We start from the raw sequence: 22,192 nt of genomic DNA, 5'->3' as shown, positions 1-22,192 counted from the left end.
CCCGGCTCCCGCTCCGGTCAGAGGTCGAACTCGTGCGGCGGCAGGTCCAGGGTGTAGCACGCCTCGCGGACCACGGCCTGCTCGGTCTTGTCGAAGTCGCCGTCGGCGCCGCCGATCACGATGCCGATCTGGATGACGGCACGCGCCTCGGCCGGCTTCTTCTTCGCCTTGGCGACCTCCTGGAGCACGCTCACCTTGCCGAAGGCGAAGTCGGTGGTCAGCTTGTTCAGGTTCTCCTCGAAGCGGCGGCGCAGGTCGTCCGCCGGGAAGTTCTGCAGCACCTCGTTGGTCGAGATGAGCTGGGCGACCCGCTGGCGCTCGGCCGGGTCGATCGTGCCGTCGGCGGCGGCCACGAGCGCGCACATCGCCATGCTCGCGTCGCGGAACGCACCGCTCTTCAGGTCGTTCTTCTTCGAAACGAGCTGGGTCTGCATCTGCGTCGCGGACTCCTTGACGCGGTCCCACAGGGCCATGCGCACTCACTCCTCGGTCGGTACGAGACCTGCTTGCCAGGAAATTACTTCTACAACACCGTAGAAACCTGCGCGGCGGCCGATAAGTTCCCGCGTCCTAAACTGTCCCTCCGGCCCGCGACGGGCCGCTTCGACCCGATCCGCGACGGGCCCCCGCCGCGGTGGACAGGAGGACCACGACGGTGGCGACGGTGCCCGGCAGCGGCCGCGAGGACCCCACCGCGGACGTGCTCACGGAGGCGGCCGCGGCCTTCGGGCTGCTCGCCTCGCCCGCCCGGCTGCACATCGTCTGGGCGCTGGCCCAGGGCGAGAGCGATGTCACGGGCCTCGCCGAGCGGGTCGGCGGCGCGCTGCCCGCCGTCAGCCAGCACCTCACCAAGCTGAAGCTCGCCGGCCTCGTCCGCTCCCGCCGGGAGGGCCGCCGCCAGGTGTACCTGGTCGACGACCCCGACGTCGTCGACGTGGTACGCCTGCTCGTCGGCCGCCTCACCGCACGCACCACCGACGCCGGGCTCCCGGCCCCCCGACGGCTCCATGGGCTGTGACGGCGAGGCCGCCACCTCGCTGCAGGTGCTGCGCCGACTGGACACCGGACCGCGCGGGCTGACCGAGGCCGAGGCCGCGTCCCGCCTCACCGACCTCGGCGAGAACACCCCGCCCCGCCCGCACACCGTCTCCTGGCCGCTGCGCTGCGCCCGCGCCCTGCGCGACCCCTTCACCGCCGTCCTCCTCACCCTCGGCCTGGTCTCCGCCCTCGTCGCCTCCTGGGGCACGGCCGTCGTGATCCTCGCCCTGGTGGCGGTCAGCGCCGCGCTCCGCGCCCTCGGCGAACACCGGGCCGACCGGGCCCTGGCCGGTCTGCGCGCGCTCGTCGCCGGCACCGCGACCGTGCTGCGCCGCAGCGGCGAGGACGCACCGCCGCGAGCCCGGGAGGTGCCGGTCGCCGAACTGGTGCCCGGCGACGTCGTCCGGCTCGGACCCGGCGACCTGGTCCCGGCCGACGTACGACTGCTGCGCGCCCGTGGGCTGACCGTGCACCAGGCCGTGCTCACCGGCGAGTCGGAGCCCGTCGCCAAGACGGCGGTCGACGTCCCCGGGAGCGCCGCCGACGGTCCCTTCCAGGAGCCGTACCTCTGTTTCCAGGGCAGCGCGGTCGCCTCGGGCAGTGCCACGGCGGTGGTCGTGGAGACGGGGCGGCGGACCCGGTTCGCCGTCGCGCAGGGCGCGGCCGCGCCGCGGGAGGCGAGCGCCTTCGACCGGTCCGTGCACGGCATCTCCTGGGTGCTCATCCGGTTCATGCTGCTCACTCCGCCGCTGGTCCTCATGGCCAACGCCGCCCTGCGCGGCCGCGGACTGGAGACGCTGCCCTTCGCGGTCGCGGTGGCCGTCGGGCTCACCCCCGAGATGCTTCCGGTGATCGTCACCACCTGCCTGGCCCGGGGCGCCGCACTGCTGGCCCGCGCCCACCGGGTCGTCGTACGGCGGCTGCCCGCGCTGCACGACCTCGGCGCGGTCGACGTGCTCTGCATCGACAAGACCGGCACCCTCACCCAGGACCGGCCCGTCGTCGACCGCGCCCTCGGACCCGACGGCGCCGACGACCCCGAGGTGCTGCGCTGGGCGGCCGTCGGCGCCTGGTGGACCCTGCAACTCGCCGAGCTGCCCGCCCCCGACGCCCTCGACGAAGCCCTGCTCACGGCCGCCGGACCGGTGGGGGAGGAGTACGACGGCGTCGGCGCCGTCCCCTTCGACCCCGAGCGGCGCGCCGCCACCGCCGTCGTGGCCGGCACCCTCGGCACCCATGTCCTCGTCACCAAGGGCGCCGCCGAGGACGTACTGCGCCGCTGCGACCTCGGCCCCGCCGAACGCGGCCGTCTCCTCGCCCTCGCCGCCGGTGAGGCCGAGGCCGGGCTGCGCGTGCTGGCCGTGGCCACCGCCCGGCTCCCGGCCCGCACCCGCCCCTACACGGCCGCCGACGAACACGGCCTCGTCTTCCGCGGCCTGGTCACCTTCCGCGACGCCCTCGCCCCCGGCGCCGCCGAGGCGCTGCGCGGCCTGGCCGACCTCGGCGTCTCGATCCGGATCCTGACCGGCGACCACCCGGCCACCGCCGTGCGGGCCTGCCGGGACCTGGGACTGCCGACCGCCGAGGCGGGAACGGCGGCGGACGGGCCGCGTTCGGCGGACGGGCCGGCTCCGGAGGGCGCCGGTCCGGTTCGCGAGTCCGTCGTCGTCGCCCGCTGCACCCCCGAGGACAAGGCGCGGATCGTCGCCGGGCTGCGCGCCGCCGGTCACACCGTCGGGTTCCTCGGGGACGGGGTCAACGACATCCCGGCCCTGCGCGCGGCCGACGTCGGGATCGCGCCCCGCACCGCCGTGGACCTCGCCCGGGAGACCGCCGACGTGGTGCTGGCCGAGAAGGACCTCGGCGCGATCGGGCACGCCGTCACCGCCGGCCGGCACAGCAGCGCCAACATCGCCGCGTATCTACGGGTCACCCTCTCCTCCAACCTCGGCAACGTCATCGCGATGCTCTGCGCCGGTCTGCTCCTGCCCTTCCTGCCGATGCTCCCGGTCCAAGTGCTCGCCCAGAACCTCTGCTTCGACGCCGCCCAGCTCGCCTTCGCGTACGACCGCCCCGGCCCCGCGGCACTGCGCCGCCCGACCGTGCTGCGGCCACGTGCCTTCCTGCGGTTCATCACCGGCTTCGGGATGCTCAACGCGATCGCCGACCTCGCCACCTTCGGCGTTCTCGCGCTCGCCCTGCGCGGCCCCGACGCCCTCGACGACCAGGCGGTCTTCCACTCCGCCTGGTTCACCGAGAACCTGCTCACCCAGGCCCTGGTGATGTTCCTGCTGCGCGGCGGCACCCGCCCCGGGCCCGTCGGCCGGGCCGCCGCCGCCCTCGCCGCCGTCGGCCTGCTGCTCCCGTCCGGCCCGGTGGGCGCGGCCCTGGGCATGACCGGGCTGCCGCCCGCCTACCACGCGCTGCTGGCCGCCGTCCTCGGGCTGTACGCCCTGGCGCTGCGGGCGGTGCGGGCCCGCCATGACCGGTGGCGGCCGGGCCGGTCGTAGCGCCGGTCACGGCCACCTTTCCCCGTGGGTTGTACAGTTGCGCAACGTAGCAATCGTCACTGCCGGGCCGGGGCGCGTGAAGCACCCTCCGTCGGCACGGAAAAACGTGAGAGAGGGAGGGGCGGTCATGCTCCGCAACGGACTCGAACCCTGGCACCTGCTGGTCGTCGCGATCGTCTTCATCGTGCTCTTCGGTTCCCGGAAACTGCCCGACACCGCCCGTGCCCTGGGCAAGTCGATGCGCATCCTCAAGAGCGAGGCGAAGGCCATGAAGGCCGACGACACGGTGGCGGCGGCGCCGGTGGAGCCGACGTCGGTGCAGATGGCGGCGGAGCCGGCCGCGGCCACCGTGCAGCCGGAGCCCAAGCCGGCCGCCGAGCCGACCGTCGCGACGAGCTGACGCCAACCGGTCGGGTACCCCGCGGGGCCGTGGTGCGTACGGCGTGACCGGTCCGGGGGTGTCCCGGGCTGGTCGCGTGGGACGGCGGTGCGTCACGTGGCGTTTGGCAGGGCGCGTCGGCGGCTGCCCGGCTCCGCGACCGCCCGCTGATCAGCCTGCCGCGCGGCACCGGCCGACGCGGCGTACTCGAACGGGCCTGTGCCGAAGCCCGGGTTCCGGCCCCGGGCCGCCTTCGAGACGGCGGCCCGGACGTGCTGATCCGGTCCGCCGTCCGCCGTCCGCCGCCCGGGTGCGGCGTTGGCCGCGGTGCTGCCGCCGGGCACGGTTCCGGCCCTTCGGCCCGCGGGTCTGAAGACCACCGATCCCACGGACCGGCGGCCACATCACTCCGCCCCGGCGCACGGACGGCGCCGCCGGGCCGGCTCCGGCGCGTCGCCGGACCGGCTCCGGGCCGTCAGCTCCGGGCCGTGATGAACGCGCTGACCCTGTCGGCCAGTTCCTTCCCGGCCTGTTCCTTCGCGGGGTCGTCGGGCGCGGTGATGGCCGAGATGTGCGGGCGTGCCGAGCCGGCGCCGACGATCACGAACTCCTGGTGCGGGTTGGCGCGTGCCGCGGCCTCGGTCGCGGGTCTCATGCCGGTGCCGACGGTGACGATGAGCTCGCAGTGGTGCTGCACGGCGCCGTTGAAGTACGGCAGCGCGGCCTTGGCGTCGATGGTGGGGGTCGGGAAACGCTGGGCGTTGACCCCGCCGGAGCGCGCCGCGTCCTGCATGCCCTGCCAGGACGCCTGGCTGAGCCGGGTGTCCGTGGCGCCCGCGGGCGAGACGAGCAGGCAGGCCCGGAAGTTGCGGGAGACGTTGGCGGCCCGGGGCCGGGCGCTCCGGTCTCCGGCGAGCAGCACGGTGAGCGACAGGACCGCCACGAGGACGGCGGCCGTGGCCGCCGCGATGACCGGGTGGCCGCGCGCCAGAGTGGCGAAGCGGCGGAGAAGGCGTGCGGTGGGAGCCGGGAGCCGCATGCTGATCGGGTTCCTCCTGGGGATCGCGTGGGACCTGGGGATCACGTACGACGACGGAAGCGGCGGCGGACGAGGAGGCCGCCCGCCCCGGCGGCGGCCACGACCGCCACGGCGCTGATCACCGCGACGGTCACGCCGGAAGTGCCGCCCGTCGCGCCGGCCGCCTTCGGGGTGCCGTCCCCGGCGGCGGTGAGCAGCGGATTCGCGGTGGCCGCCGGAACCGGTGCGCCCAGGGCCTTGAGGGGATCGACGATGCCGTAGCCGAAGCGGTCGTCACGGCCGGAACCCCCGCCGGGGCGGTCGGCGGTGCCGATGAGCCGGGAGATGATCTGCCCGGCGCTTTCCGACGGGTGGGCGGCGCGCAGCAGGGCGGCAGCGGCGGACACATAGGGAGCGGAATAGCTGGTTCCGTCCTTGGTGAGGTAGCCGCCGCTGTTCCGCGTGGAGAAGATGTCCACTGCCGGGGCGGCCAGCGCGACATAGGAACCCGACTCACCGGAGGACCAGAACCCGCCGTCGCGGGTGCTGCCGGAGACGTGGGTTCGCTGACCACGCCGCTGTGGACCGTCCCGGCCGGCAAGCTCGCCTACGGCAGGACGTTCTACTGGACCGCCCAGGTCAGGGACGGCAACGCCGCCTCGCTGTGGTCCGCGCCCGACTACTTCACCATCCCGGCCGCGCGCCAGCCGCTGGTCACCGCGCACCTCGGCGCGGCCCCGTACGACGCGACCGTCAAGGGTGTCGACCCGCAACTCGGCGACTACTCGACGCAGACCACCGACGCGACCATCCCTGGCCCGTCCGACGGCCCGACGCTCAGCGTCCAGCGCACCTACAACAGCCTCGACCCCGGCGTCTTCAAGGCGTTCGGCGCGGGCTGGTCGTCATTGCTGGACATGCGCGCCACCGAGGACGCGGACGGTTCCGGCAACGTCGTGATCACCCTGGCCGACGGCCGACAGAAACGGTTCGGCGCGAACGGCGACGGCACCTACAGCCCACCGGCCGGCGACTACGCCGTCCTGTCCGCGCCGGCGTCCGGGTACGGCACCTCCGGCTTCATGCTGACGGAGAAGTCGGGCACGCGGTACTTCTTCCAGGACCAGAACACCGATCCGGTCACCGGCCAGACCTACTGGGGTCTGACCCAGTACGGCAACCGCAATGGTCACGGCCCGGACGTCCAATGGCTGTCCGTCACCCTCACCCTTCCGGACGGCAGCATCGTCAAACCCGAGGAGCCGACCAGGACAACGGCTACAACAACGGTGACTTCACCCCGGGCAACATGGGCGTCACGCTCCAGCTCACCTGGGGCGTCCAGCAGGTCACCGCCTCGGACGGCACCGTCAAGAACGTCCCGCACGTTGACAAGGTCACCTCCAAGCCTGGCCTGTTCGCCGCCACCCGCAACCCGTGGACGTACGGCTTCTTTGCCGACTTGGCCGAGACCCCTACCGCCTCCGCCTGGTGCAGCGATGGAACGGCCGACGGCATTTCTTCTGTGACGCCTTGAGGCGGGGTCGATGCCCGGGGGTACGCAGTCGAGATGCTGCCACCGCACCCGCGTCACCGAAAACTCCACCCACATCGCCTTCGTCCTGGAACCCCTGCACGCCGCTCGCGGCGGACACCTCGTGAAGGCCGCCGTCGGCGAACTGCAGGACCTGCTCACCGGGCACTGTGCCCACAGCACCGTCCACTACCGCAACCCCGCGCGTCCGCAGGTCACCAGCTGAGGGCCGCAGTCTTCGCGTCCGGCCTGGAGAGCAACCGCTGCGCAGTCTGTCCCGGCTGCGCGGCTTGCGACATTCTGGTTCCAGCCGCGCAGCCGGACGGTTTCGAGCCTGCTGCTACTTCCGGTTGGAGGCGCAGAGTTCTTGGGCGATCAGGGTGTTCCGTGCCTGTTCGGTGGAGAGGTCGGCCGCGTCATCACCGGTTGTGTGCACGACTACGACGCGTCGCCCGTCGGCGCTGCTTGCGTCGCGGGTGTGGTAGCCGGTGAGGTCGCCCGCGTGGCTGTAGTACGCGCCCCCGCAGGGCAGGGGTATCCGCATCAGACCCAGGCCGTAACTGGCGCCGGCCCCAAAATGTCCAGGTCCGGAGCCCGTACGGTCGTCTTCATTTCGGCCAGCTGCGCCGAACGCAGCAGCCTGCCGCCCAGAAAGCGGGCCGTTACCTCCTGCTGCCAGCTGCGTCCTGTGGCCTTCTTGATGATCATTCCGGTGAGGATGTAGTTGGTGTTGGAGTACTCCGATTTGGCGCCGGGGGAGAAGTTCGGCTTGTGCCGCATCGCGATCTTCACGAGCTGCTCCTGCTTCCAGGTGGTGTGCCGGTAGGCCTGGAAGCCGTCCACGCTGCTGATCTCGGGGAAGTCGGAGAGGTAGTCGAACAACCCGCTGGTGTGCTGCAGCAACTGCCGTACGGTGATCCTGCTGCCGTCGTTGCCGTTGCCGGACACCACCCCTGGCAGCCAGTGCTCGACACTGTCGTCCAGCGACAGGCGGCCCTCGCCGACGAGCTGCAGCACCACCGTGGCGACGAACGTCTTGGTGACGCTGCCGGCACGGAAGCGGTCGCCCGGGCGCACGGCGACCCCCGTCGTCCTGTCGGCCGTTCCGGCAGTGGCGTAACTGCTCCCTCGCGGACCGGTCGACTGAGCCAGGACGCCGACCGACCCGGTCTTGAGGATCGTCTGCACGTTCTCCCGTAGCGTGTCCTGTCCCGGCTTCGAGGTACTCGCTGCCTGGCTCGCGGCGCCGGATGCCGCCTGCTTCGTGGAGGCCGCCTCGGCGGGCATGGCAAGTCCTACGCCGGTCAGGGCGGCCACGACTGCCGCGGCAGTAACGCGAGAGATGGTCTTGGCGCTGAGTGTCACGAGGTACAAGTTCCCTTCCTCTGGGATGAGCGAAAATCTGACGCCGCTCCTGCGGTGTTGTTCGCGACGTCAGGTAGAAGCGGCCGCGTCCCACGGTGTGGCCGACAGTTCGGTTATCGGGGGTATCCCACCCGGGTGCACGTGTGGTTTGGCATTGCCGCCTGGTTACCGGCCTTCGCCAACGCGGCCGAGGCCACTGCGCGTAACCACCGGGAGGCCCTGGCCTGCTGGACTGAACTGCGAAACATGCTGCCGTTGCCCACCAGGGCATAGCCGGTCATTTCTTGGTCGCAATGCGTGCCGCGCTCTTCGAGATGGCGGCGGACGGATTGTCTGTCCGCGGCGCTGTCTTTCTGAATGCGATGGCCTCAGGTGTGCGGCGGGGGTCGGCCCATTTCATACGCGGACCGGATCAGTGGGCAGGTGGCCGTGTGCGGGTGTGATCCTCGGCGTCGAGGACGAGCAGGGTTTTCCGGTCATCCTGCGGCGGGCGACTCGCATCGGTAGTGCTTGTCCTCGAACATCGGGCTTACACTCGTTCGCTCGTGACGTTTGTACCGGTCAAGTCCCGTTCTGGGGACACCTGCGGTCCGTTACCGGCATTGGCGCGGTGGGTCTGGCGGGGCAGAGTGACCATGTCGGCGAGCCAGCCCAGGCCGCACAGGCCGAGGGTGAACAGGTAGAGCAGTCCGAGGGCGGTCCGGCCGAGGTAGAAGTGGTGGCCGCCGAACAAGCCGAGGAAGAACCACCACAGATATGCGACGCCGACCGACTTCGGGGCGCGTGGTTCGGTTGCCTTGCGTGATGCCCGTGTCACGTGGACTCGGTCCGGTGCCGATGGCTGCGCCGCGGTCTGCGTCGCCAAACGATGCAGTGCCGCCTCGGCAGCTGAAGGCGCGATCACCGGTACGGGCACGGGAGCCGTAGGGGCCGTGGCGCTCTCGATGGACAGTTTCGGCAGGATCCGGTCCAGCCAGCCGGGCAGCCACCAGTTCGCCGGGCCCAGCAGGTGCATCAGTGCGGGGACCAGGACGGTGCGCAGGACGAACGCATCAATGGCGACCGCTGCGGCCAGTCCCACCCCGTACTCGGCGATGACCCGCTCGCCGCCGAAGACGAAGGCGCTGAACACGCAGATCATGATCAGCGCGGCCGCGTTGATCAGCCGGCCGGTCTCGGCCTGGCCGATCCGGATCGCCCGGTGATTGTCGCGACTGTGCTCCCACTCCTCGTGCATGCGGCTGACCAGGAAGACCTGGTAGTCCATGGAGAGGCCGAAGAGGATCGCGAGCATGATCAGGGGCAGTTCGGCCTCGACCGGTCCGGCCTTGCCCAGGCCGAGGAACTCCGAGCCCCATCCCCACTGGAACACGGCCACGACGACTCCGAAGGACGCGGCCGAGGCGAGCAGGTTCATCACGGCGGCGGTCAGCGGCACCAGGATGCTGCGGAACGCGATCATGAGGAGCAGGAAGCCGAGTCCGACGATCACGGCGAGGAACAGCGGCAGTTTGCCGGTCACGATGGTGGCGAGGTCGGCGGAGGCGGCTGTCGGGCCGCCCACGTGGACGGTCAGGTCGGTGCCGTGTTCCGCGGCCGGAATGACGTTGTCGCGCAGGTGGGTGACCAGGGTGCTGGTCGCTTTGTCCTGGGGCGCGCTGGCCGGAATCACGTCGATGACGGACAGGCCGTCTTTCGCGCTGGTCTGCTCGACGTTCACTGACGCCACGCCGGGGGTGTGTCGTACGGATCGGACCAGGGCGTTCAGAGTGGAGGTGTCGCCGGGGGAGTTCTGCTGTGCCACCAAGACCAGTGGACCGTTGGAGCCGGGTCCGAAGCCGTCGGCGAGCAGGTCGTAGGCGGCCCTGGTGGTACTGGATTTCGGGTCGTTTCCGGCATCGGAGGCGCCCAGGCGCAGGGAGAAGGCAGGCACAGACAGGGTGGCGATGACCAGGAGCGCACCGAGGGTGTACAGCGTCTTGCGGCGTTCGACCCGCTCGGCCCACCGGCCCTGGTGCCGGCGCGTAGCGCGCGAGGGCTCCGCGTGCGGATGACCGTCGCTTGGGGTGTGGGAAGCGAGGGCGCGGCGCTGGCGCCGGTTGAGCAGTCTGGTGCCGAAGAGGGCGAGCAGGGCCGGCACCAGGGTCACTGCCGCGGCGACGGTGAACAGGACGGCGGTGGCGGCGCTGACCCCCATGCCGGTCAGGGGGCCGATGCCCAGCACGAGCAGGCCCAGCAGCGCGGCCACCACGGTCAGGCCAGCGAAGACCACCGCTCGCCCGGAGGTGTTGAGCGCGCGGGCGGCGGCCTCCTCGGGCGGCAGCCCCTCCTGCAGGCCGGTCCGGTGGCGGCTGACGATGAACAACGCGTAGTCGATGCCGACGCCGAGCCCGATGAGGGCCGCGACCGTGGGGGCGATGCTGCCCAACGTCATCAGGTGTGAGGTCAGCCCGATGGTGATCAGCCCGGCGCCGAGTGCGCCGATCGCGACGAGGAGAGGCACGAGCATGCTCAGGAGGGAGCCGAAGGCGACGAACAGGATGAGGGCGGCGGCGGCGACGCCGATGGCCTCGGTGCTCTGTGCCTGTCCCTCGGCCACGGCGCTGACGGCCTCGCCGCCGAGCTCCACCTGCAGGTCCGCGTCACCTGCGGCTTTCGCGGTGTCGACAACGCGGGTGATGTCGTCGACGGGTATGCGGTCGGCCGGCGCATCGAAGGTCACCGTCGCGTAGGCGGTGTGGCCGTCCTTGCTGATCTGCGCTGCTCCGGCGGAGCCGTACATGCTGGTCACCGAGGTGACCGAAGGCAGTTTCGCGACCTGGGCCAGCATCGGGGTGACCTTCTCGTGCACGGCGCCGTCCCGGACCGAGCCGTCCCGCACGTGTACGACGATCTGGTCGCTGTCCCCGGCCTGCTGGGGTGCGGACGACTCGAGCAGTACCTGTGCCTTGGCGGACTCGGCCCCGGGCAGAGTGAAGGCGTTGGAGTAGCTCGTGCCGAGCATCGCGTACGGCACGGCGAGCGCGACCAGCAGCGCGGCCCACAGGGCGATGACGACAAGGCGGTGGCGGAAGCACCATCTGGCCAGTGCGGACATGGCTGAACAACCCTTTTTCTCTTCGGGAAGCGGGAAGCGGGAAGCGGGAAAGGACGGCTCGGCCGACGGGCGAGCCGTGGGCGGAGCCGGGGTCAGTTGGCCGGGGACGCGGGCTTGGCGGGGATGGGCTTGTCGAGCGTGGTGCACACGGCGGCGTTCACCAGGGCCTGGTTGGCGGCGGCGGCCTTCGGCGAGGCGAGGCCAAAGATCGTGGAGGTGAGGACCGAGGCTGTGCGCCGGCCGGTGGCGTCGGTGTAGTTCTCGCTGGAGTAGCCCGGGACCTGGCCGTTGTGGCCCCAGACGGTGCCGCACGGGGTGACCACCTTCTCCAGGCCGAGCCCGTAGCGGCGGTTGGGGAATTCGGACTCCTCGGCGACGGTGGTCTTCATCTCCTTGAGCAGGGCAGCCGGCAGGAGCTTGCCGGACAGCAGCGCACGGTCGAAGCGGGCCCAGTCCCGTGCGGTGGAGACCATGGCTCCGGCAGCCCACTCCGTGCTGGCGTTGATCCAGGTGGTGTCGACGTAGTCAGCAGACCGGGCCGGGCCGGCGAACGCGGTGCCGGCCGGCGCGTACGGGGGGAGCAGCGGAGCCAGGCGTTCGGCGTCCGGTTCGTAACCGTGGGCGAGGGCAGCAGACTTGTCGGTGTCCGTGCCGGTGACCAGGTAGGTGTTCTTCAGGTGGAGCGGACGGGCGATGCGCTGCTGGATCAGATCGCCCAGGGTGTGCCCGGCCGCCTTCTCGGCGATCAGGCCGAGCGCGACGTAGTTGGTGTTGCTGTAGGAGTAGTCCGTACCCGGTGCGAACAGCGGGTCGTGGCGGACCGCGGTGGCGATCAGTTCCCGGGGCGTCCAGACCCTGGTGTCCTGGCCGGTGAACGCCGGGAACACATCGGCGTCGGTGGTGTAGTTGAACAGGCCGCTGGTGTGGTTCAGCAGCATCCGGATGGTGATCGCGTCCCCGTTCGGGACCAGGCCGGGCAGCCACTTGTCGACCGGGTCGCTCAGCTTGAGCCGGTCTTCAGCGACCAGTTGCAGGACGACGGTGGCGACCATCGTCTTAGTGTTCGAGCCCATCCGGAACCTGTCACTCGGGGTGAGGGTGTGGTCGGCCCTGCTCCAGGACGCCTGCCGGGCGATCTCGATCGGCCGTCCCTGCCCCTTGTCGACGCGGACGATCACCCCTGGAGCTCCGGCGGCCACGTCCTTGCGGGCCAGCTCGGTCAGCCGGGCCTGTTGCGCAGCGACCGCGCCGGTGTTCGCGGCCGCTGCCGAAACGGGCGGCCGCTGGGCCGCCTCCGCGCCGCACGCGCTGAGAGTGCCGGTCAACATCACGGCCGCGAGGAGCGTCAGGCCCGCCTGGCGACGGTGACGGGGGGACAGCGTTTCTCCGGTCATGAGAGGTCCTTCCAGGACGAGAGGGGGCCGGCCTCGGGCTCGTCCGGCACCGGCGTATGAATGCAGGCCATCGATGGGCGGCGGTGCTTCCCGGCGACGTCCTGTCTGCCCCTCCAGCCTTTCTCGGCAGACGCAGCTGATCACTGGGGCTGAGCCCCCCAGGGGGTAGAGATAACCCCACTGTGCAGGCCCCCGGCCGACGGTCATGATCGAGGTCCGGCCGTTGCTTACGGCACACGACCCGACGGTGACCAGTGCGCTGGTCACCCCGCCACTGGTGCACGATCATGGAGCGTGATGACCGATCCCAGCGCGACTCGCCTCCCCACCGGGGCCCCGCCCCCAGGGACCCGCCCGGATGCCCTCGGCCCCGGCCGACGCCACCGTCGCGCAACGCGCTCCGGACCGGCTTTGCGGGTGGGTCTGCTGGGCTGGTCGCTGGTGCTGCTGCTGGGCGCGGCCCTGGGCTTCGGCCTGGCCACACTCTGGATCACCTCGGTGGCGCTCGTCGCGCTCGGCGTCACCATCCCACTGACCCTGCTGGCGACCGTCCTGGTGCGCTGGTTCGCCGACCTGCACCGCCAGTGGGCCGCCGACCGCCTCGGCGAACCGGTGGCCCGGCCCTACGCGCCTGCTCCCGAAGGCCGCTGGCCCATGCGGTTCTGGGCCGTCCTGCGCGACCCGGCGACCTGGCGGGACTGGGCCTGGCTGGTGGTCAACTCGGTCACCGGGTGGTTCACCTACGGACTGTCGCTCCTCCTCTTCCTCTGTGGCATCTTCTACCTGATCTATCCCCTGCTCTATGAACTGACCCCGCCACAGGTCCTGCGAACCCCCTTGGGCAACGGCTTCCGCCTGCGCAGCGTCCAGCAGTCGTTCGCACTGGTCCCGCTCGGCCCGGTGCTCCTCGCGCTCTGGTACACCACCGCCGTGCGTCTGGCGAACCTCAACGCGCTGCTGATCCGCTCCCTGCTCGGCCCGACCGAGCAGGCACGGCTTCGGGCTCGTGTGCAGCAGTTGGCAACCTCGCGAGCCGAGACGGTCGACACCCAGGCAGGGGAACTGCGCCGGATCGAACGGGATCTGCACGACGGCGCGCAGGCGCGTCTGGTGTCCCTGGGGATGAGCCTGGGCCTGGCCGAGCAGATGCTGCACGACGATCCGCAAGCCGTCCAGCGGATGCTGGCCGAAGCCCGCGAGGCGACCACCGACGCCCTGGCGGAACTGCGCGACCTGGTGCGCGGTATCCATCCGCCGGTCCTGGCGGACCGCGGCCTGGACGGTGCGCTACGAGCCCTGGCTCTGGTCAACCCCACTCCGACCACCGTGGTGACCCGCCTGCCCGGACGGCTGCCCGCACCAGTGGAGGCCGCAGCCTACTTCGCCGTCACCGAGGCCCTGTCCAACGCCATCAAACACGCCGGGGCCCGCAGCATCCACATCGAGGTGGAGTTCACCCCCCACCCGGGCGGCAGCGCCGGAATACTGACGATGCGGGTGTCCGACGACGGCCACGGGGGCGCCGACGTCGACGCCGGCACCGGTCTGCGCGGCATCGCCCGCCGCCTCGCCGCCTTCGACGGCAACCTGACCGTCGACAGCCCGCCCGGCGGCCCCACCGAGATAAGGATGTCCTTGCCGTGCGCATCGTCGTAGCCGAGGATCTCGCCCTGCTCCGCGAGGGCCTGATCAAGATCCTCCAGGCCAACGCCTTCGACGTCGTGGCGGCCGTCGACAACGGCCCCTCACTCATCCAGGCGCTGACCACCCACCGGCCCGACGTCGCCATCGTCGACGTACGCCTGCCCCCGACCTTCACCGACGAGGGCCTGCGCGCCGCGATCCACGCACGAAAACAGCTCCCCGGCCTGCCCATCGTGGTGCTCTCCCAGTACGTCGAGCAGCTCTACGCCAGAGAGCTGATCTCCGACCGTGCCGGAGCGGTCGGCTACCTGCTGAAAGACCGGGTCATGGCCGTCGGCCAATTCGTCGACACCGTCCGGCAGGTCGCCGCAGGCAACACGATCATGGACCCCGACGTGGTCGCCGCCCTCCTGACCCACCGCTCGGCCGACCCTCAGCTACTGGCACTGACCCCGCGCGAGCACGAGGTCCTCTCACTGATGGCCCAGGGCCGCTCCAACGCCGCCATCGCCGCCCAGATGTTCGTCTCCGAAAAAGCCGTCAGTAAGCACAGCTATAAAATCTTCACCAAACTCGGGCTCGAACCCTCCGAGAACGACAACCGCCGGATCCTCGCCGTCCTCGCGTACCTCGAAGGCTGAGCCCAATACAACTGACCTGACTCACAGTCGGCCAGCCGCCAAGCTCTGGGCTGACCAGATCCGGAAGCCGACGGGTTGACTTCATCTTGTTGGCTGCCCGGTGTCTGTGAATGAGAAGCCCGGGACGGGAGTCAGGCCGCGTGCCACACGGCCGATCAAAGCCCAGGCGACGAATGAAGTCCTCGGCGGCTGCCCTGCCCCCAGCGCCGCCGGGGGCTCGTCTTCGGAGCGTTCGGCGGCCGCCGGCGCGACGGCAAGTTCGGTGTCGCCGCGCTTGATGGCGGCGGCCTCGACGGTCAGGGACAGCTTTCGGTAAGGCTGAAGCCGGCGCCACCCCGGTGACGTTCGGCGGCCCGGGTCGCGTTCGAGCAGCTGGGGGATCTGCACCCCTCCGTCGGCCACCGACCCGGCCCCGGCGGCGCGCCGTACTGATGGAGCGCCGGACGCCGCCGGACGGCCACCGCCGCGCGCTCGAGGCGCGCCGTCTGGCCGCACGTTCGGCGAGCGGCACGGAGGAACGGAGCGGTGGCACCGCCGCCGTCGCAGCCGACTCAACCGGCGTCCACGCCGATCTGTCGGGTCCGGCGCCCGCGGAAGCGTGCAGGCCGAACTGCAGCTGCACCACAACCATCGTGGCCGGAACGTTGGAGCGTTCGGCGAGCTGCGATCGGTCGTCACGCCGCCGACGGTAGACCGTCGACCCGGCTCGAAGGTCAAGGCCGGTCTCTCACGACCGGCGGCGCCGGGTGAGGTCCGGTACTCCCGCGCGGTCGGCCAGCTGCCTCTCCAGGTCCCTGGTGGTCTGCTTGAGCTGGTGCTTCTCGATCTCCAGAACTTGGACGATCCGGGCCAGGAGCTGTGCCTGTCCGCGCAGATCGTCGCGTTCGGCGCGGACGCGGGCCAGGTCCTGCTGCTGCTTGACCGCGCGGGCCCTCGCCGCGTCGGGCGGCGTCTCGGGGACGGGAGTGCGGGCCTTGACCAGGGCGTAGAACAGGTCTTTGAGGCCGGTGTGCTTGTGGGTGAGCTTGTTGCGGCGCAGGCCGGCTTCGGTGGCCAGGGAGACGATGGTCAGCTTGCCGTCGGAGTGCAGCAGGGCTCCGATCAGCAGGCGCACCATGGCGTCGGTGATGGCCCTCACCTCTGTGGCGTCGTCGGTGTCGGCGTGGCCTTGGGCGTGGGTGAAGGCCTCGCCGACGAGCTGGGCCAGCGCCGCGCCGTCGCGCGGGCCGGGGGCGGTCGCGGTGGGGGTGTTCATCGGCGCTTCTCGTCGTCGGTGTCGGCTGGTTGCTGGGCCTCGTGGCGCCGGATGAGGGCGGTGAGGTGGTCCTTGCGCTGCTGTTCGCGGGCGGCGATGGGGTAGGGGTCGAGGCCGGCAATGGCGTCCGCTTCGATCCGCGCGACCTCGGCCCGCAGAGCGGCGATCTGGCTGTCGGTGCGGCTGATGTTCGCGCATGCCGGGTGGCAGCGGGAGTGGTCGGGGGTGCTGCGGCCGCCGTGGCCCGCCCGGTCGCGTTCGGGGTTGCACAGCGCGGTGAACGCGTCATGGTTGCAGGTCAGGAACGCCTTGGGGTCCTCATGGACTTGGAGGCGGGGGTTGGCGACCAGCGCGCGCAGTTCACGTTTGCCGAGGTAGGTGCCGGCGTAGCGGGCGGAGAACTCGGCGGCGGCGCGGTAGCGGTGGGCGGCCGGGCCGCTGACCTTCTCGCCGGCGTCGATTCGTTCGCCGGCCTCGGTGAGGGTCTCGGCCAGGGCCAGGCCCTTCTCCTGGTCCAGAACCTCGAGCATGTCGGCTTTCGAGCGGCCGGCGTAGGACTCCGACATGGTGGTGGCCGCGTGGCCGTACTGCACCGCGAGCGCGATCCGGCCGCCGGGCTGGCGGTAGATGAACCAGGCGATGGTGCGGCGAAAGCGGCGCAGGGCGACGGCGCCGTCGGGATCGGGCGGGATCAGCTCGTGGGGCCGGTTGTGGGCGGTGGCGAGCTGGTTGGCCCAGGTGGTGAAGGCCCGGATCCGTTCCACGGCGGTGTCGGAGGACAGGCCGGTGCGGGGCATGCAGGTGCCCTTGGCGTACCGGTAGAGGGTGCGGGTGAACAGCTGCTCGCCGGCTTCGAGTTCCTCGACGACGGCGATGGCGCGTGCGACGGGCTCCAGCACGATCCACGGGTCCGCTCGCTCCTCTCCTTCTCCGATCGCGTTGCCGTCCTCGTCCAGCACCCCCTTGAAGTGTCGGCCGCGGACCTCGTACCGTACGGTGCCGTCCTCGCGCTGCACGCGGGTGCAGCAGCCGCGGCGCAGGGCCAGGACCTCCTCGGGCCGCATGCCGGAAAGGTAGGCGCAGCAGATCAGGGCAGCGGTGGACAGGTGCAGCATCAGGCTGTCCACGTCGTCGAATCCGATCGACTGCCGCCACGGGACGGCACCGATCCGGGCGGCGAGCGGAACGTCGAGGGCTGGGGCGGGGCCGAAGGTGGCCGGGGTGAGCTCGTCGGACAGGATGCCTCGGGCGCGGGCGGCTTGGGAGGTGGTGACGCCGAGGGTGCCAGCCAGAAAGGTGTTGGCCATCGGCGGCAATGCACCGCCGTAGCGGGCGCGCACGGCGGTGGCGCCGGACGCACCGCTGGAGGGCAGCTTCTCGCCGGCCGCGAGCAGGCCACGCAGATGTGCCACCACTGCCTCGGTGCCGCCGGGTGCGGCTCGGCCGGGGATGGCGGCGAGCAGCCGGCGGTGCTCCCTAGCAACCGCCAGGATGTCCGGGGACAGGTCCAGGACCGTGCGCAGCGCCCACACCAGCAGCGGGGCCATGACGGCCGGGTGCACGATCGTGACGTTGTTCTCACCATTGGGGGTGTCGTCGTTGGTGCCGAGGAAGTCGGACAAGACCGCGGCCGGGTCCTCCCACGGCGGCATGACTAGTCGGTCGCGCTCGGGCAGGTAGGGGGCGTAGGCCCACAGCCGCGAGATCACCCATAGGACCTTGGCGTCGGTGCGCCACCGGCGGCAGAGGGCGCGCAGGTACTCGGCGTAGGACTCCAGGTCACCGGTGGTGACCTGGGAGAGCTCGGTGATGCCGCGTCCATCGAGCCAGACGGCGAAGCGGATCCAGATCTGGAAGTAGTAACGCAGCGTGCCCGGTTGCGTGGTGGAGCGCGAGGCCCGCTGCTGGAGCAGCACCGCCGGGGTCGGGATGTTCAGCTCGGCGAAGGCCGCGCGCATCACGCCGGGCCGCAGCCCGGCGGGACAGCGGCTCCAGTCGATGACCAGCGAACGGTTCGACTCCTTGGGGCAGATCAGCGCCAGGCGCCAGGCCAGATCACGGAACCGCGGCAGCTGCTCCGAGTCGAAGCCAGGCCGCAGCCGGTTGAAGGGGAGGACGAAGGTGTCCGGGGTAGGGTCGATCACTTCCGGGCCGGCGGGGACGGGCGAGGACACACTCACGGGTCGAGCCTCCGTTCCAGCATCGCGTGGATCAGCTCCCGCTCGCTGTCGACCACGGCGGCGACCAGTTGGGGCCGCGCGTCGGTGGTGGTGTAGGTGATCAGGAAGTCGCCGATTCGCGCGTGGTGTCTCGCCCAGTCCGCGGCCCACACCGCCGGGGTCACGGCCGACCGCAGGGACTCCAGTGCCTGGTGCAGGTAGGCGATGCGGGGCAGGTCGCGGCCGGTGGCCACGGCGTTGCGGCAGGCGAAGCACAGCAGGAACGACACCGCGCACGGCATTCCGGCCGTGCTGTGGTCGGAGTTGAGGAAGTCCGCGCACGAGGCGACCGGGGTGCGCAGCCGGCCGGCCACGATGCGGCGCGCCACTTCCACGTCGATCCCAGCGTCCTTGGCCACCAGGTCGGCACTCACCTCGCCCTCGGCGTCGACCCCTTCGACCAGGCGCATGGCGACCGTCTGCCGGGCGGAGGCCAGAGCCTGGGCCAGCCCGAGTTCCACCGCGCCACGCGAAGCAGCCCGGACGCCCTCATCCCGCAGCTGGTAGTCCCGCTCGTGGGTGGCCTGGGTGTTGTTGCGCGCCCGGCCGTGGTGCACCTGCGCGCTGTGGCGCAGCGCCTGGGCGTGTACCCGGGCGGGCAGGTCCGCGCCGCCGGCGCGGACCTGCTGCTGCCAGCGCCTGATCGCCCCGTCCAGGGCGTTACGTCAACGCCGCCGCCCGCTGGTACAACCCGGCCAACGGCGACTTCACCAGCGCCGACACGGTGAGCAACCCGCCCACCCCCGCCGTCAACGCCAACCCGTACGCGTACGGCAACGACGATCCGCTCGACGCCACGGACACCTCCGGCCACGACGCCTGCACCAGCGACGACATCAAGGCCCAGGAGGAGGCGTACGAGGCGCAGCAGGCCTGGCTCAAGCAGTGGCAGGCGGGCGCCTGGGACCGGATGGAGAAGTACTCCCAGGACCAGCACAAGGCATGGGAGCGCGAGCACGCCCGGGAGGTGGCCCGCAACGAGGCCGACGAACGGGCCCTGCAGCAGCAGATCGCCGACCAGGAGCGGCAGTTCGAGAACGAGTTCAACGACGCCATGAACTGGCAGCCGTCAGGTCACTCGGGCGGCCGCGGTTCGGGCTCGGACAGCGTCTCCTACGGCAACTCGTACGGTTCCTACGGCTCGCACGGCTCGTCCGGGAGCAACTACTCGTCCCTGTACTACGGAGTCGCCGCCGGAGGGGCGCTGACCTACGGCTACGGCGCCGCGAGCTCCGCGAGTGGCGGGGCCGCCGCCGAGGGCCTGGAGGCGGTCGGCGACGTCATCTGGGAGGAACTCGCCTCCGCCAGCGCCGAGGAACTCCTCTTCGGCCTCGCCCTGGCCGCCTCGGCGGACGACGACTGCGGCGCCCACGGCATCCCGACCCGCCCCAAGAACCAGAACCTCGGCGGCGTCAACACCACCCCGGTCATCGGCACCACCCCGGACGAGGACCCGGCCGCGGCCGCGGCGCACGACGCGACCAGTTCGTCCGCCGCGGCGGACACCGGCGTCGCGACGGCCGACAGTGGTGGACTGGGCGGCGGAGCCGGGAGCGGCCGGCGCGACGACCGCTGCGACACGGGGGCGGGGTTCAACAGCAAGGGCAACATCGTCTACCTGCCGCGCCATCTGCAGGCGGGTGAGTGCGTGGCCACGGGGGCGTTCGCCAGCCTCGACAAGTCCGACTACACACCACCACCGAGGCCGAACCTGAGGTTCGGCCTGCCAGGGCTGACGACCCTGCCGTCCGACAACCGCGCGCGAGGGCACCTCATCGGGTACGCGTTCGGTGGTTCCAACAAGGACACCCGGAACTTCGTCCCCATGTACCAGGTCGCCAACCAGGACATGTTCGACTACGCGGAGGCGCCGGTCCTGAAGGCCATCCAGGGCGGCGGGCACGAGTTCATCGAGGTGACCCCCGTGTACGGTGATCCGTCCTCGCCGATTCCGACCGAGGTGCACTTCGTCGCCTTCGGCACCACCGACCTGGAGTGTGTCATCGAGAACACGCCCACGGGAGGTGCCCATTGCACGTAGACAGAGAAAGGCCGTTGCCGTGTCAGCCGCAAATGTCCTCACCCCCGTTCTCGGTCCGCCCCCGCAGCGGGCAGCGGGTACCTTCGAAGCTCTGGAGAGGGTATGGGGGGTTGCCCTTCCCGGGGAATACGCGGACTTCGGCCGTGCCTACGGGGACGCGACGATCTCGGACTTCATCTTCGTCTGCGGCCCCCGGACGCTTGAGTCGTACGCAGCGAGGATGGGGCCGAGGATGGAGCGCAGCCCCTTCGTGCCGGGGGAGGTGCTTCCCACCAAGGGCGGCATGCTGCTGTGGGGGAACACGGTCGAGGGCGACCAGCTGTTCCTGGTCGACCGGGGCGACGGTCGCTGGACCGTCGCGGCCTTCCGGCGCAACTGGGCGGACTGGTACGAGTCGGACCTGACGCTGCTGGACTGGCTGCGCCAGGCCCTCACCGGACAGATCGCCACGGACTGGCTGCCGGTCTGGCCGGGGCGTCACACCCTCGTGCCGGCACAGGAGTGATCGCGGCGCATGTGCCCGGGCGCCGGACCGGTCCCGGCTTCCCGGCCACCGGCGGCACATGACATCGCCCGTCCTCCGGTCAGCCGCGCCGGCCCCCGCACACACGGAAGAGGCGGACCGGAACTCATCGGTCCGCCTCCTCCGGTTGCTTCAGGCGGGTTCTCCCGCACCTCCCCCGAAGCCCTGCGCCTGCTGCGCGGCGGCAGCCCGCGCGGCCTTCCTGCGCTTGCGCCGGCTCACCCGCGGCTCCTGGTCCGGCAGCCAGCCGAAGATCAGGCAGCTGCCGACGACCCCGAGGATGAGGCCGACGAAGAAGCCGCCCAGGTTGGAGGTGACCCAGCTGGCCAGGGAGCACAGCAAGCCGAGGACCGAGTAGAAGAGGCGCTGCGAGGGGCTGAAGAGGGTCAGCAGGCCGCACAGCACCATGACCGCCGGCAGCAGATAGCCCGCCACCCCCTGCACGCCGACGTGGATGACGACCTTCAACGAGGCCTTGACGGTGAGCAGGATCCACCCGCCGCCCAGGGTCAGCAGCAGCCCGCCCAAAAACGGCCGACGGGCCCGCCAACCGCGGAAGGCGGGCCGCCACCCCTGATGTGGAGTGTCTGCGCCGGACATCAGCAACCCGTGTCGCTGAAGCTGAGTTTCAGGCCGGGAAGCGTGAACGTCCCAGCGGTGGTCTTGTAGTTGGTCTGCCGAAGGTTGTCGATGTGCACGGTGTCGGACTGCTGGCTGAAGACGCCCAGCGGTCCCTTCACCCCGGCCTTGGTGAGCTCGCTCGCGTCGTTGCCGATCTCGATGTTGTTGAAGGACGCGTCGCCCGACAGCAGGGTTGAGTCGGTGGTCAGATCGGTCGCCTGCACCTTCGACGAGCCGCTGCCCGCCTTGATGAGCAGGTTGGTGCCGCCGAGGTCGACGCTCTGGCACAGACTGTCCAGGGTCGCCTTCTTGATCGCGGAGGTGACGACCAGCACCTGGCCGCCGGTGTCACCGGCGTTCGGGCTGCCGTCGGCCATGTTGTCGAGCGCGCCGAACTGCTCGAAGCCGGTGCCGTCGAGTGACTTGGCGGTGACCGTGAAGGGCATGCCGGAGATGTAGAGCGTCACCCCCAGCGCCCCCTGCGCGGTCAGGACCGCGAGGCCGGCGACGGCCAGCGTGGCCGGGACGGCCATCACGGCGGCCCGGCGCCCCCGGACCCGTCCCCGTCTCTGTTGCCCCCCGGTGGTCTGGGTGGTCTCTGATGTGTCTGAAAGAGAACCGCTTCCCGGGTTCTCAGGCGTGTTGTCGGCGGACGGAACGTCCGGGGACGAGGCCATGTCTGCTCCCATGCATTAGTCACGCGGGTTGGGCTTCAGCGGCCCGTTGTCCTGGCGCGGACAGCGGCTGCCGCGCCCCCTCCTCGCAACTCCCGGCGGGAGCAAGGACGTTCTGGTTACGCGGCAGTAGCCAAGCTGAAAGTTACCGGCGGTTACTTTTCAGGGTCAAGACAGTTGTGAAAAAAGAGTGTTGAATTCACGTCAGTTCTGTCCCGACCATGCATTTCCTTGATCGA

Annotated in this window: 21 protein-coding genes; 9 read left to right on the top strand and 12 right to left on the bottom strand. The window is 71.0% G+C overall.

The genetic code is table 11. The features are described from left to right. Positions 1–17: 17 nt before the first annotated feature. On the bottom strand, positions 18–473 hold the full coding sequence (locus LQ326_RS27145) for a tellurite resistance TerB family protein (RefSeq protein ID WP_234540643.1): 456 nt from the start codon (positions 471–473) through the stop codon (positions 18–20). A gap of 182 nt (positions 474–655) precedes the next feature. Here LQ326_RS27145 and LQ326_RS27140 point away from each other — a divergent pair, with 182 nt between their 5' ends. The 3 genes from LQ326_RS27140 (at position 656) to tatA (ending at position 3,948) form a co-directional block, all read left to right on the top strand. Continuing rightward, a complete protein-coding gene (locus tag LQ326_RS27140; RefSeq protein WP_234540641.1) occupies positions 656–1,018 on the top strand; it encodes an ArsR/SmtB family transcription factor in 363 nt (120 codons plus the stop codon). Then, on the top strand, positions 1,008–3,548 hold the full coding sequence (mgtA, locus tag LQ326_RS27135) for a magnesium-translocating P-type ATPase (protein ID WP_234540640.1): 2,541 nt from the start codon (positions 1,008–1,010) through the stop codon (positions 3,546–3,548). Before LQ326_RS27140 ends, mgtA begins: the two co-directional genes overlap by 11 nt. A 127-nt stretch (positions 3,549–3,675) precedes the next feature. Beyond that, positions 3,676–3,948: a Sec-independent protein translocase subunit TatA gene (tatA, locus tag LQ326_RS27130; RefSeq protein ID WP_234540638.1), complete on the top strand. Its 273-nt coding sequence runs from the start codon at positions 3,676–3,678 to the stop codon at positions 3,946–3,948. A 454-nt stretch (positions 3,949–4,402) separates the two neighbouring features. Here the strand turns inward: tatA and LQ326_RS27120 are convergent, their stop codons facing one another. After that, entirely contained in the window at positions 4,403–4,966 is a 564-nt protein-coding gene (locus LQ326_RS27120; RefSeq protein ID WP_234540637.1) for a type 1 periplasmic-binding domain-containing protein, read from the bottom strand. Positions 4,967–5,007: 41 nt separating this feature from the next. After that, a complete protein-coding gene (locus tag LQ326_RS27115; protein ID WP_268207607.1) occupies positions 5,008–5,439 on the bottom strand; it encodes a S8 family serine peptidase in 432 nt (143 codons plus the stop codon). 63 nt (positions 5,440–5,502) lie between these two features. Between LQ326_RS27115 and LQ326_RS27110 the strand changes: the two genes are divergently transcribed. After that, positions 5,503–6,474 carry a DUF6531 domain-containing protein gene (locus LQ326_RS27110; RefSeq protein ID WP_234540633.1) on the top strand — a complete coding sequence of 324 codons (972 nt, stop codon included), beginning with the start codon at positions 5,503–5,505 and terminating at the stop codon, positions 6,472–6,474. Positions 6,475–6,492: 18 nt separating this feature from the next. Then, positions 6,493–6,705: a hypothetical protein gene (locus tag LQ326_RS27105; RefSeq protein WP_234540631.1), complete on the top strand. Its 213-nt coding sequence runs from the start codon at positions 6,493–6,495 to the stop codon at positions 6,703–6,705. Between the two features lie 114 nt (positions 6,706–6,819). Here the strand turns inward: LQ326_RS27105 and LQ326_RS27100 are convergent, their stop codons facing one another. From LQ326_RS27100 to LQ326_RS27085, 4 genes are all read right to left on the bottom strand, one after another. Next, positions 6,820–7,023, bottom strand: a complete 204-nt coding sequence (locus LQ326_RS27100) for a hypothetical protein (RefSeq protein ID WP_234540629.1) — start codon at positions 7,021–7,023, stop codon at positions 6,820–6,822. Then, on the bottom strand, positions 7,023–7,844 hold the full coding sequence (locus tag LQ326_RS27095) for a serine hydrolase domain-containing protein (protein WP_234540970.1): 822 nt from the start codon (positions 7,842–7,844) through the stop codon (positions 7,023–7,025). The genes LQ326_RS27100 and LQ326_RS27095 overlap by 1 nt, the downstream gene beginning before the upstream one ends. A 529-nt stretch (positions 7,845–8,373) precedes the next feature. Further along, positions 8,374–10,941, bottom strand: coding sequence for an MMPL family transporter (locus tag LQ326_RS27090; RefSeq protein ID WP_234540623.1), 2,568 nt, complete (start codon positions 10,939–10,941; stop codon positions 8,374–8,376). 92 nt (positions 10,942–11,033) lie between these two features. After that, a complete protein-coding gene (locus tag LQ326_RS27085) occupies positions 11,034–12,335 on the bottom strand; it encodes a serine hydrolase domain-containing protein (protein WP_234540622.1) in 1,302 nt (433 codons plus the stop codon). Positions 12,336–12,752: 417 nt separating this feature from the next. On the opposite strand from LQ326_RS27085, the gene LQ326_RS27080 reads away from it, so the two are divergent. Together LQ326_RS27080 and LQ326_RS27075 are read left to right on the top strand one after the other, a co-directional pair. Then, positions 12,753–13,991, top strand: coding sequence for a sensor histidine kinase (locus LQ326_RS27080; protein ID WP_234540620.1), 1,239 nt, complete (start codon positions 12,753–12,755; stop codon positions 13,989–13,991). Next, the gene (locus LQ326_RS27075) at positions 13,976–14,620 is read left to right on the top strand and encodes a response regulator transcription factor (protein ID WP_234540618.1); all 645 of its coding nucleotides are present in this window, start codon (positions 13,976–13,978) and stop codon (positions 14,618–14,620) included. Before LQ326_RS27080 ends, LQ326_RS27075 begins: the two co-directional genes overlap by 16 nt. A 727-nt stretch (positions 14,621–15,347) precedes the next feature. Here LQ326_RS27075 and LQ326_RS27070 read toward each other — a convergent pair. The 3 genes from LQ326_RS27070 to LQ326_RS27060 are packed head-to-tail and all read right to left on the bottom strand — an operon-like array spanning position 15,348 to position 18,651. After that, complete coding sequence (locus LQ326_RS27070) at positions 15,348–15,875, bottom strand: hypothetical protein (protein WP_234540616.1); 528 nt, start codon at positions 15,873–15,875, stop codon at positions 15,348–15,350. Continuing rightward, complete coding sequence (locus LQ326_RS27065) at positions 15,872–18,055, bottom strand: hypothetical protein (RefSeq protein ID WP_234540614.1); 2,184 nt, start codon at positions 18,053–18,055, stop codon at positions 15,872–15,874. The genes LQ326_RS27070 and LQ326_RS27065 overlap by 4 nt, the downstream gene beginning before the upstream one ends. After that, a complete protein-coding gene (locus LQ326_RS27060) occupies positions 18,052–18,651 on the bottom strand; it encodes a hypothetical protein (protein WP_234540610.1) in 600 nt (199 codons plus the stop codon). The genes LQ326_RS27065 and LQ326_RS27060 overlap by 4 nt, the downstream gene beginning before the upstream one ends. A 167-nt stretch (positions 18,652–18,818) precedes the next feature. On the opposite strand from LQ326_RS27060, the gene LQ326_RS27055 reads away from it, so the two are divergent. Both LQ326_RS27055 and LQ326_RS27050 read left to right on the top strand, forming a co-directional pair. Further along, on the top strand, positions 18,819–20,135 hold the full coding sequence (locus LQ326_RS27055) for a DNA/RNA non-specific endonuclease (protein ID WP_234540609.1): 1,317 nt from the start codon (positions 18,819–18,821) through the stop codon (positions 20,133–20,135). Between the two features lie 232 nt (positions 20,136–20,367). After that, complete coding sequence (locus LQ326_RS27050; protein ID WP_234540607.1) at positions 20,368–20,640, top strand: hypothetical protein; 273 nt, start codon at positions 20,368–20,370, stop codon at positions 20,638–20,640. 150 nt (positions 20,641–20,790) lie between these two features. Here LQ326_RS27050 and LQ326_RS27045 read toward each other — a convergent pair whose 3' ends face one another. Next, the gene (locus LQ326_RS27045) at positions 20,791–21,258 is read right to left on the bottom strand and encodes a DUF6114 domain-containing protein (RefSeq protein WP_234540606.1); all 468 of its coding nucleotides are present in this window, start codon (positions 21,256–21,258) and stop codon (positions 20,791–20,793) included. Further along, complete coding sequence (locus LQ326_RS27040) at positions 21,258–21,956, bottom strand: DUF6230 family protein (RefSeq protein WP_234540592.1); 699 nt, start codon at positions 21,954–21,956, stop codon at positions 21,258–21,260. Before LQ326_RS27040 ends, LQ326_RS27045 begins: the two co-directional genes overlap by 1 nt. Positions 21,957–22,192 lie beyond the last annotated feature (236 nt).

Origin of the sequence: Streptomyces shenzhenensis (genome assembly GCF_021462265.1) — a bacterium.
GTDB classification, from domain to species: domain Bacteria; phylum Actinomycetota; class Actinomycetes; order Streptomycetales; family Streptomycetaceae; genus Streptomyces; species Streptomyces shenzhenensis.
Note: the sequence above shows the minus strand (reverse complement) of the source record. Positions and strands in the feature narration are given on the sequence as shown.

Bases quoted from the DNA above. Each gene is read 5' to 3' on its own strand.
- LQ326_RS27145 (WP_234540643.1), bottom strand. From the start codon at position 473: ATGGCCCTGTGGGACCGCGTCAAGGAGTCCGCGACGCAGATGCAGACC.
- LQ326_RS27050 (WP_234540607.1), top strand. From the start codon at position 20,368: ATGGAGCGCAGCCCCTTCGTGCCGGGGGAGGTGCTTCCCACCAAGGGC.
- LQ326_RS27105 (WP_234540631.1), top strand. From the start codon at position 6,493: ATGCCCGGGGGTACGCAGTCGAGATGCTGCCACCGCACCCGCGTCACC.
- LQ326_RS27090 (WP_234540623.1), bottom strand. From the start codon at position 10,941: ATGTCCGCACTGGCCAGATGGTGCTTCCGCCACCGCCTTGTCGTCATC.
- LQ326_RS27040 (WP_234540592.1), bottom strand. From the start codon at position 21,956: ATGGCCTCGTCCCCGGACGTTCCGTCCGCCGACAACACGCCTGAGAAC.
- LQ326_RS27045 (WP_234540606.1), bottom strand. From the start codon at position 21,258: ATGTCCGGCGCAGACACTCCACATCAGGGGTGGCGGCCCGCCTTCCGC.
- LQ326_RS27085 (WP_234540622.1), bottom strand. From the start codon at position 12,335: ATGACCGGAGAAACGCTGTCCCCCCGTCACCGTCGCCAGGCGGGCCTG.
- LQ326_RS27120 (WP_234540637.1), bottom strand. From the start codon at position 4,966: ATGCGGCTCCCGGCTCCCACCGCACGCCTTCTCCGCCGCTTCGCCACT.
- LQ326_RS27070 (WP_234540616.1), bottom strand. From the start codon at position 15,875: ATGAACACCCCCACCGCGACCGCCCCCGGCCCGCGCGACGGCGCGGCG.
- LQ326_RS27100 (WP_234540629.1), bottom strand. From the start codon at position 7,023: ATGCGGATACCCCTGCCCTGCGGGGGCGCGTACTACAGCCACGCGGGC.
- mgtA (WP_234540640.1), top strand. From the start codon at position 1,008: ATGGGCTGTGACGGCGAGGCCGCCACCTCGCTGCAGGTGCTGCGCCGA.
- tatA (WP_234540638.1), top strand. From the start codon at position 3,676: ATGCTCCGCAACGGACTCGAACCCTGGCACCTGCTGGTCGTCGCGATC.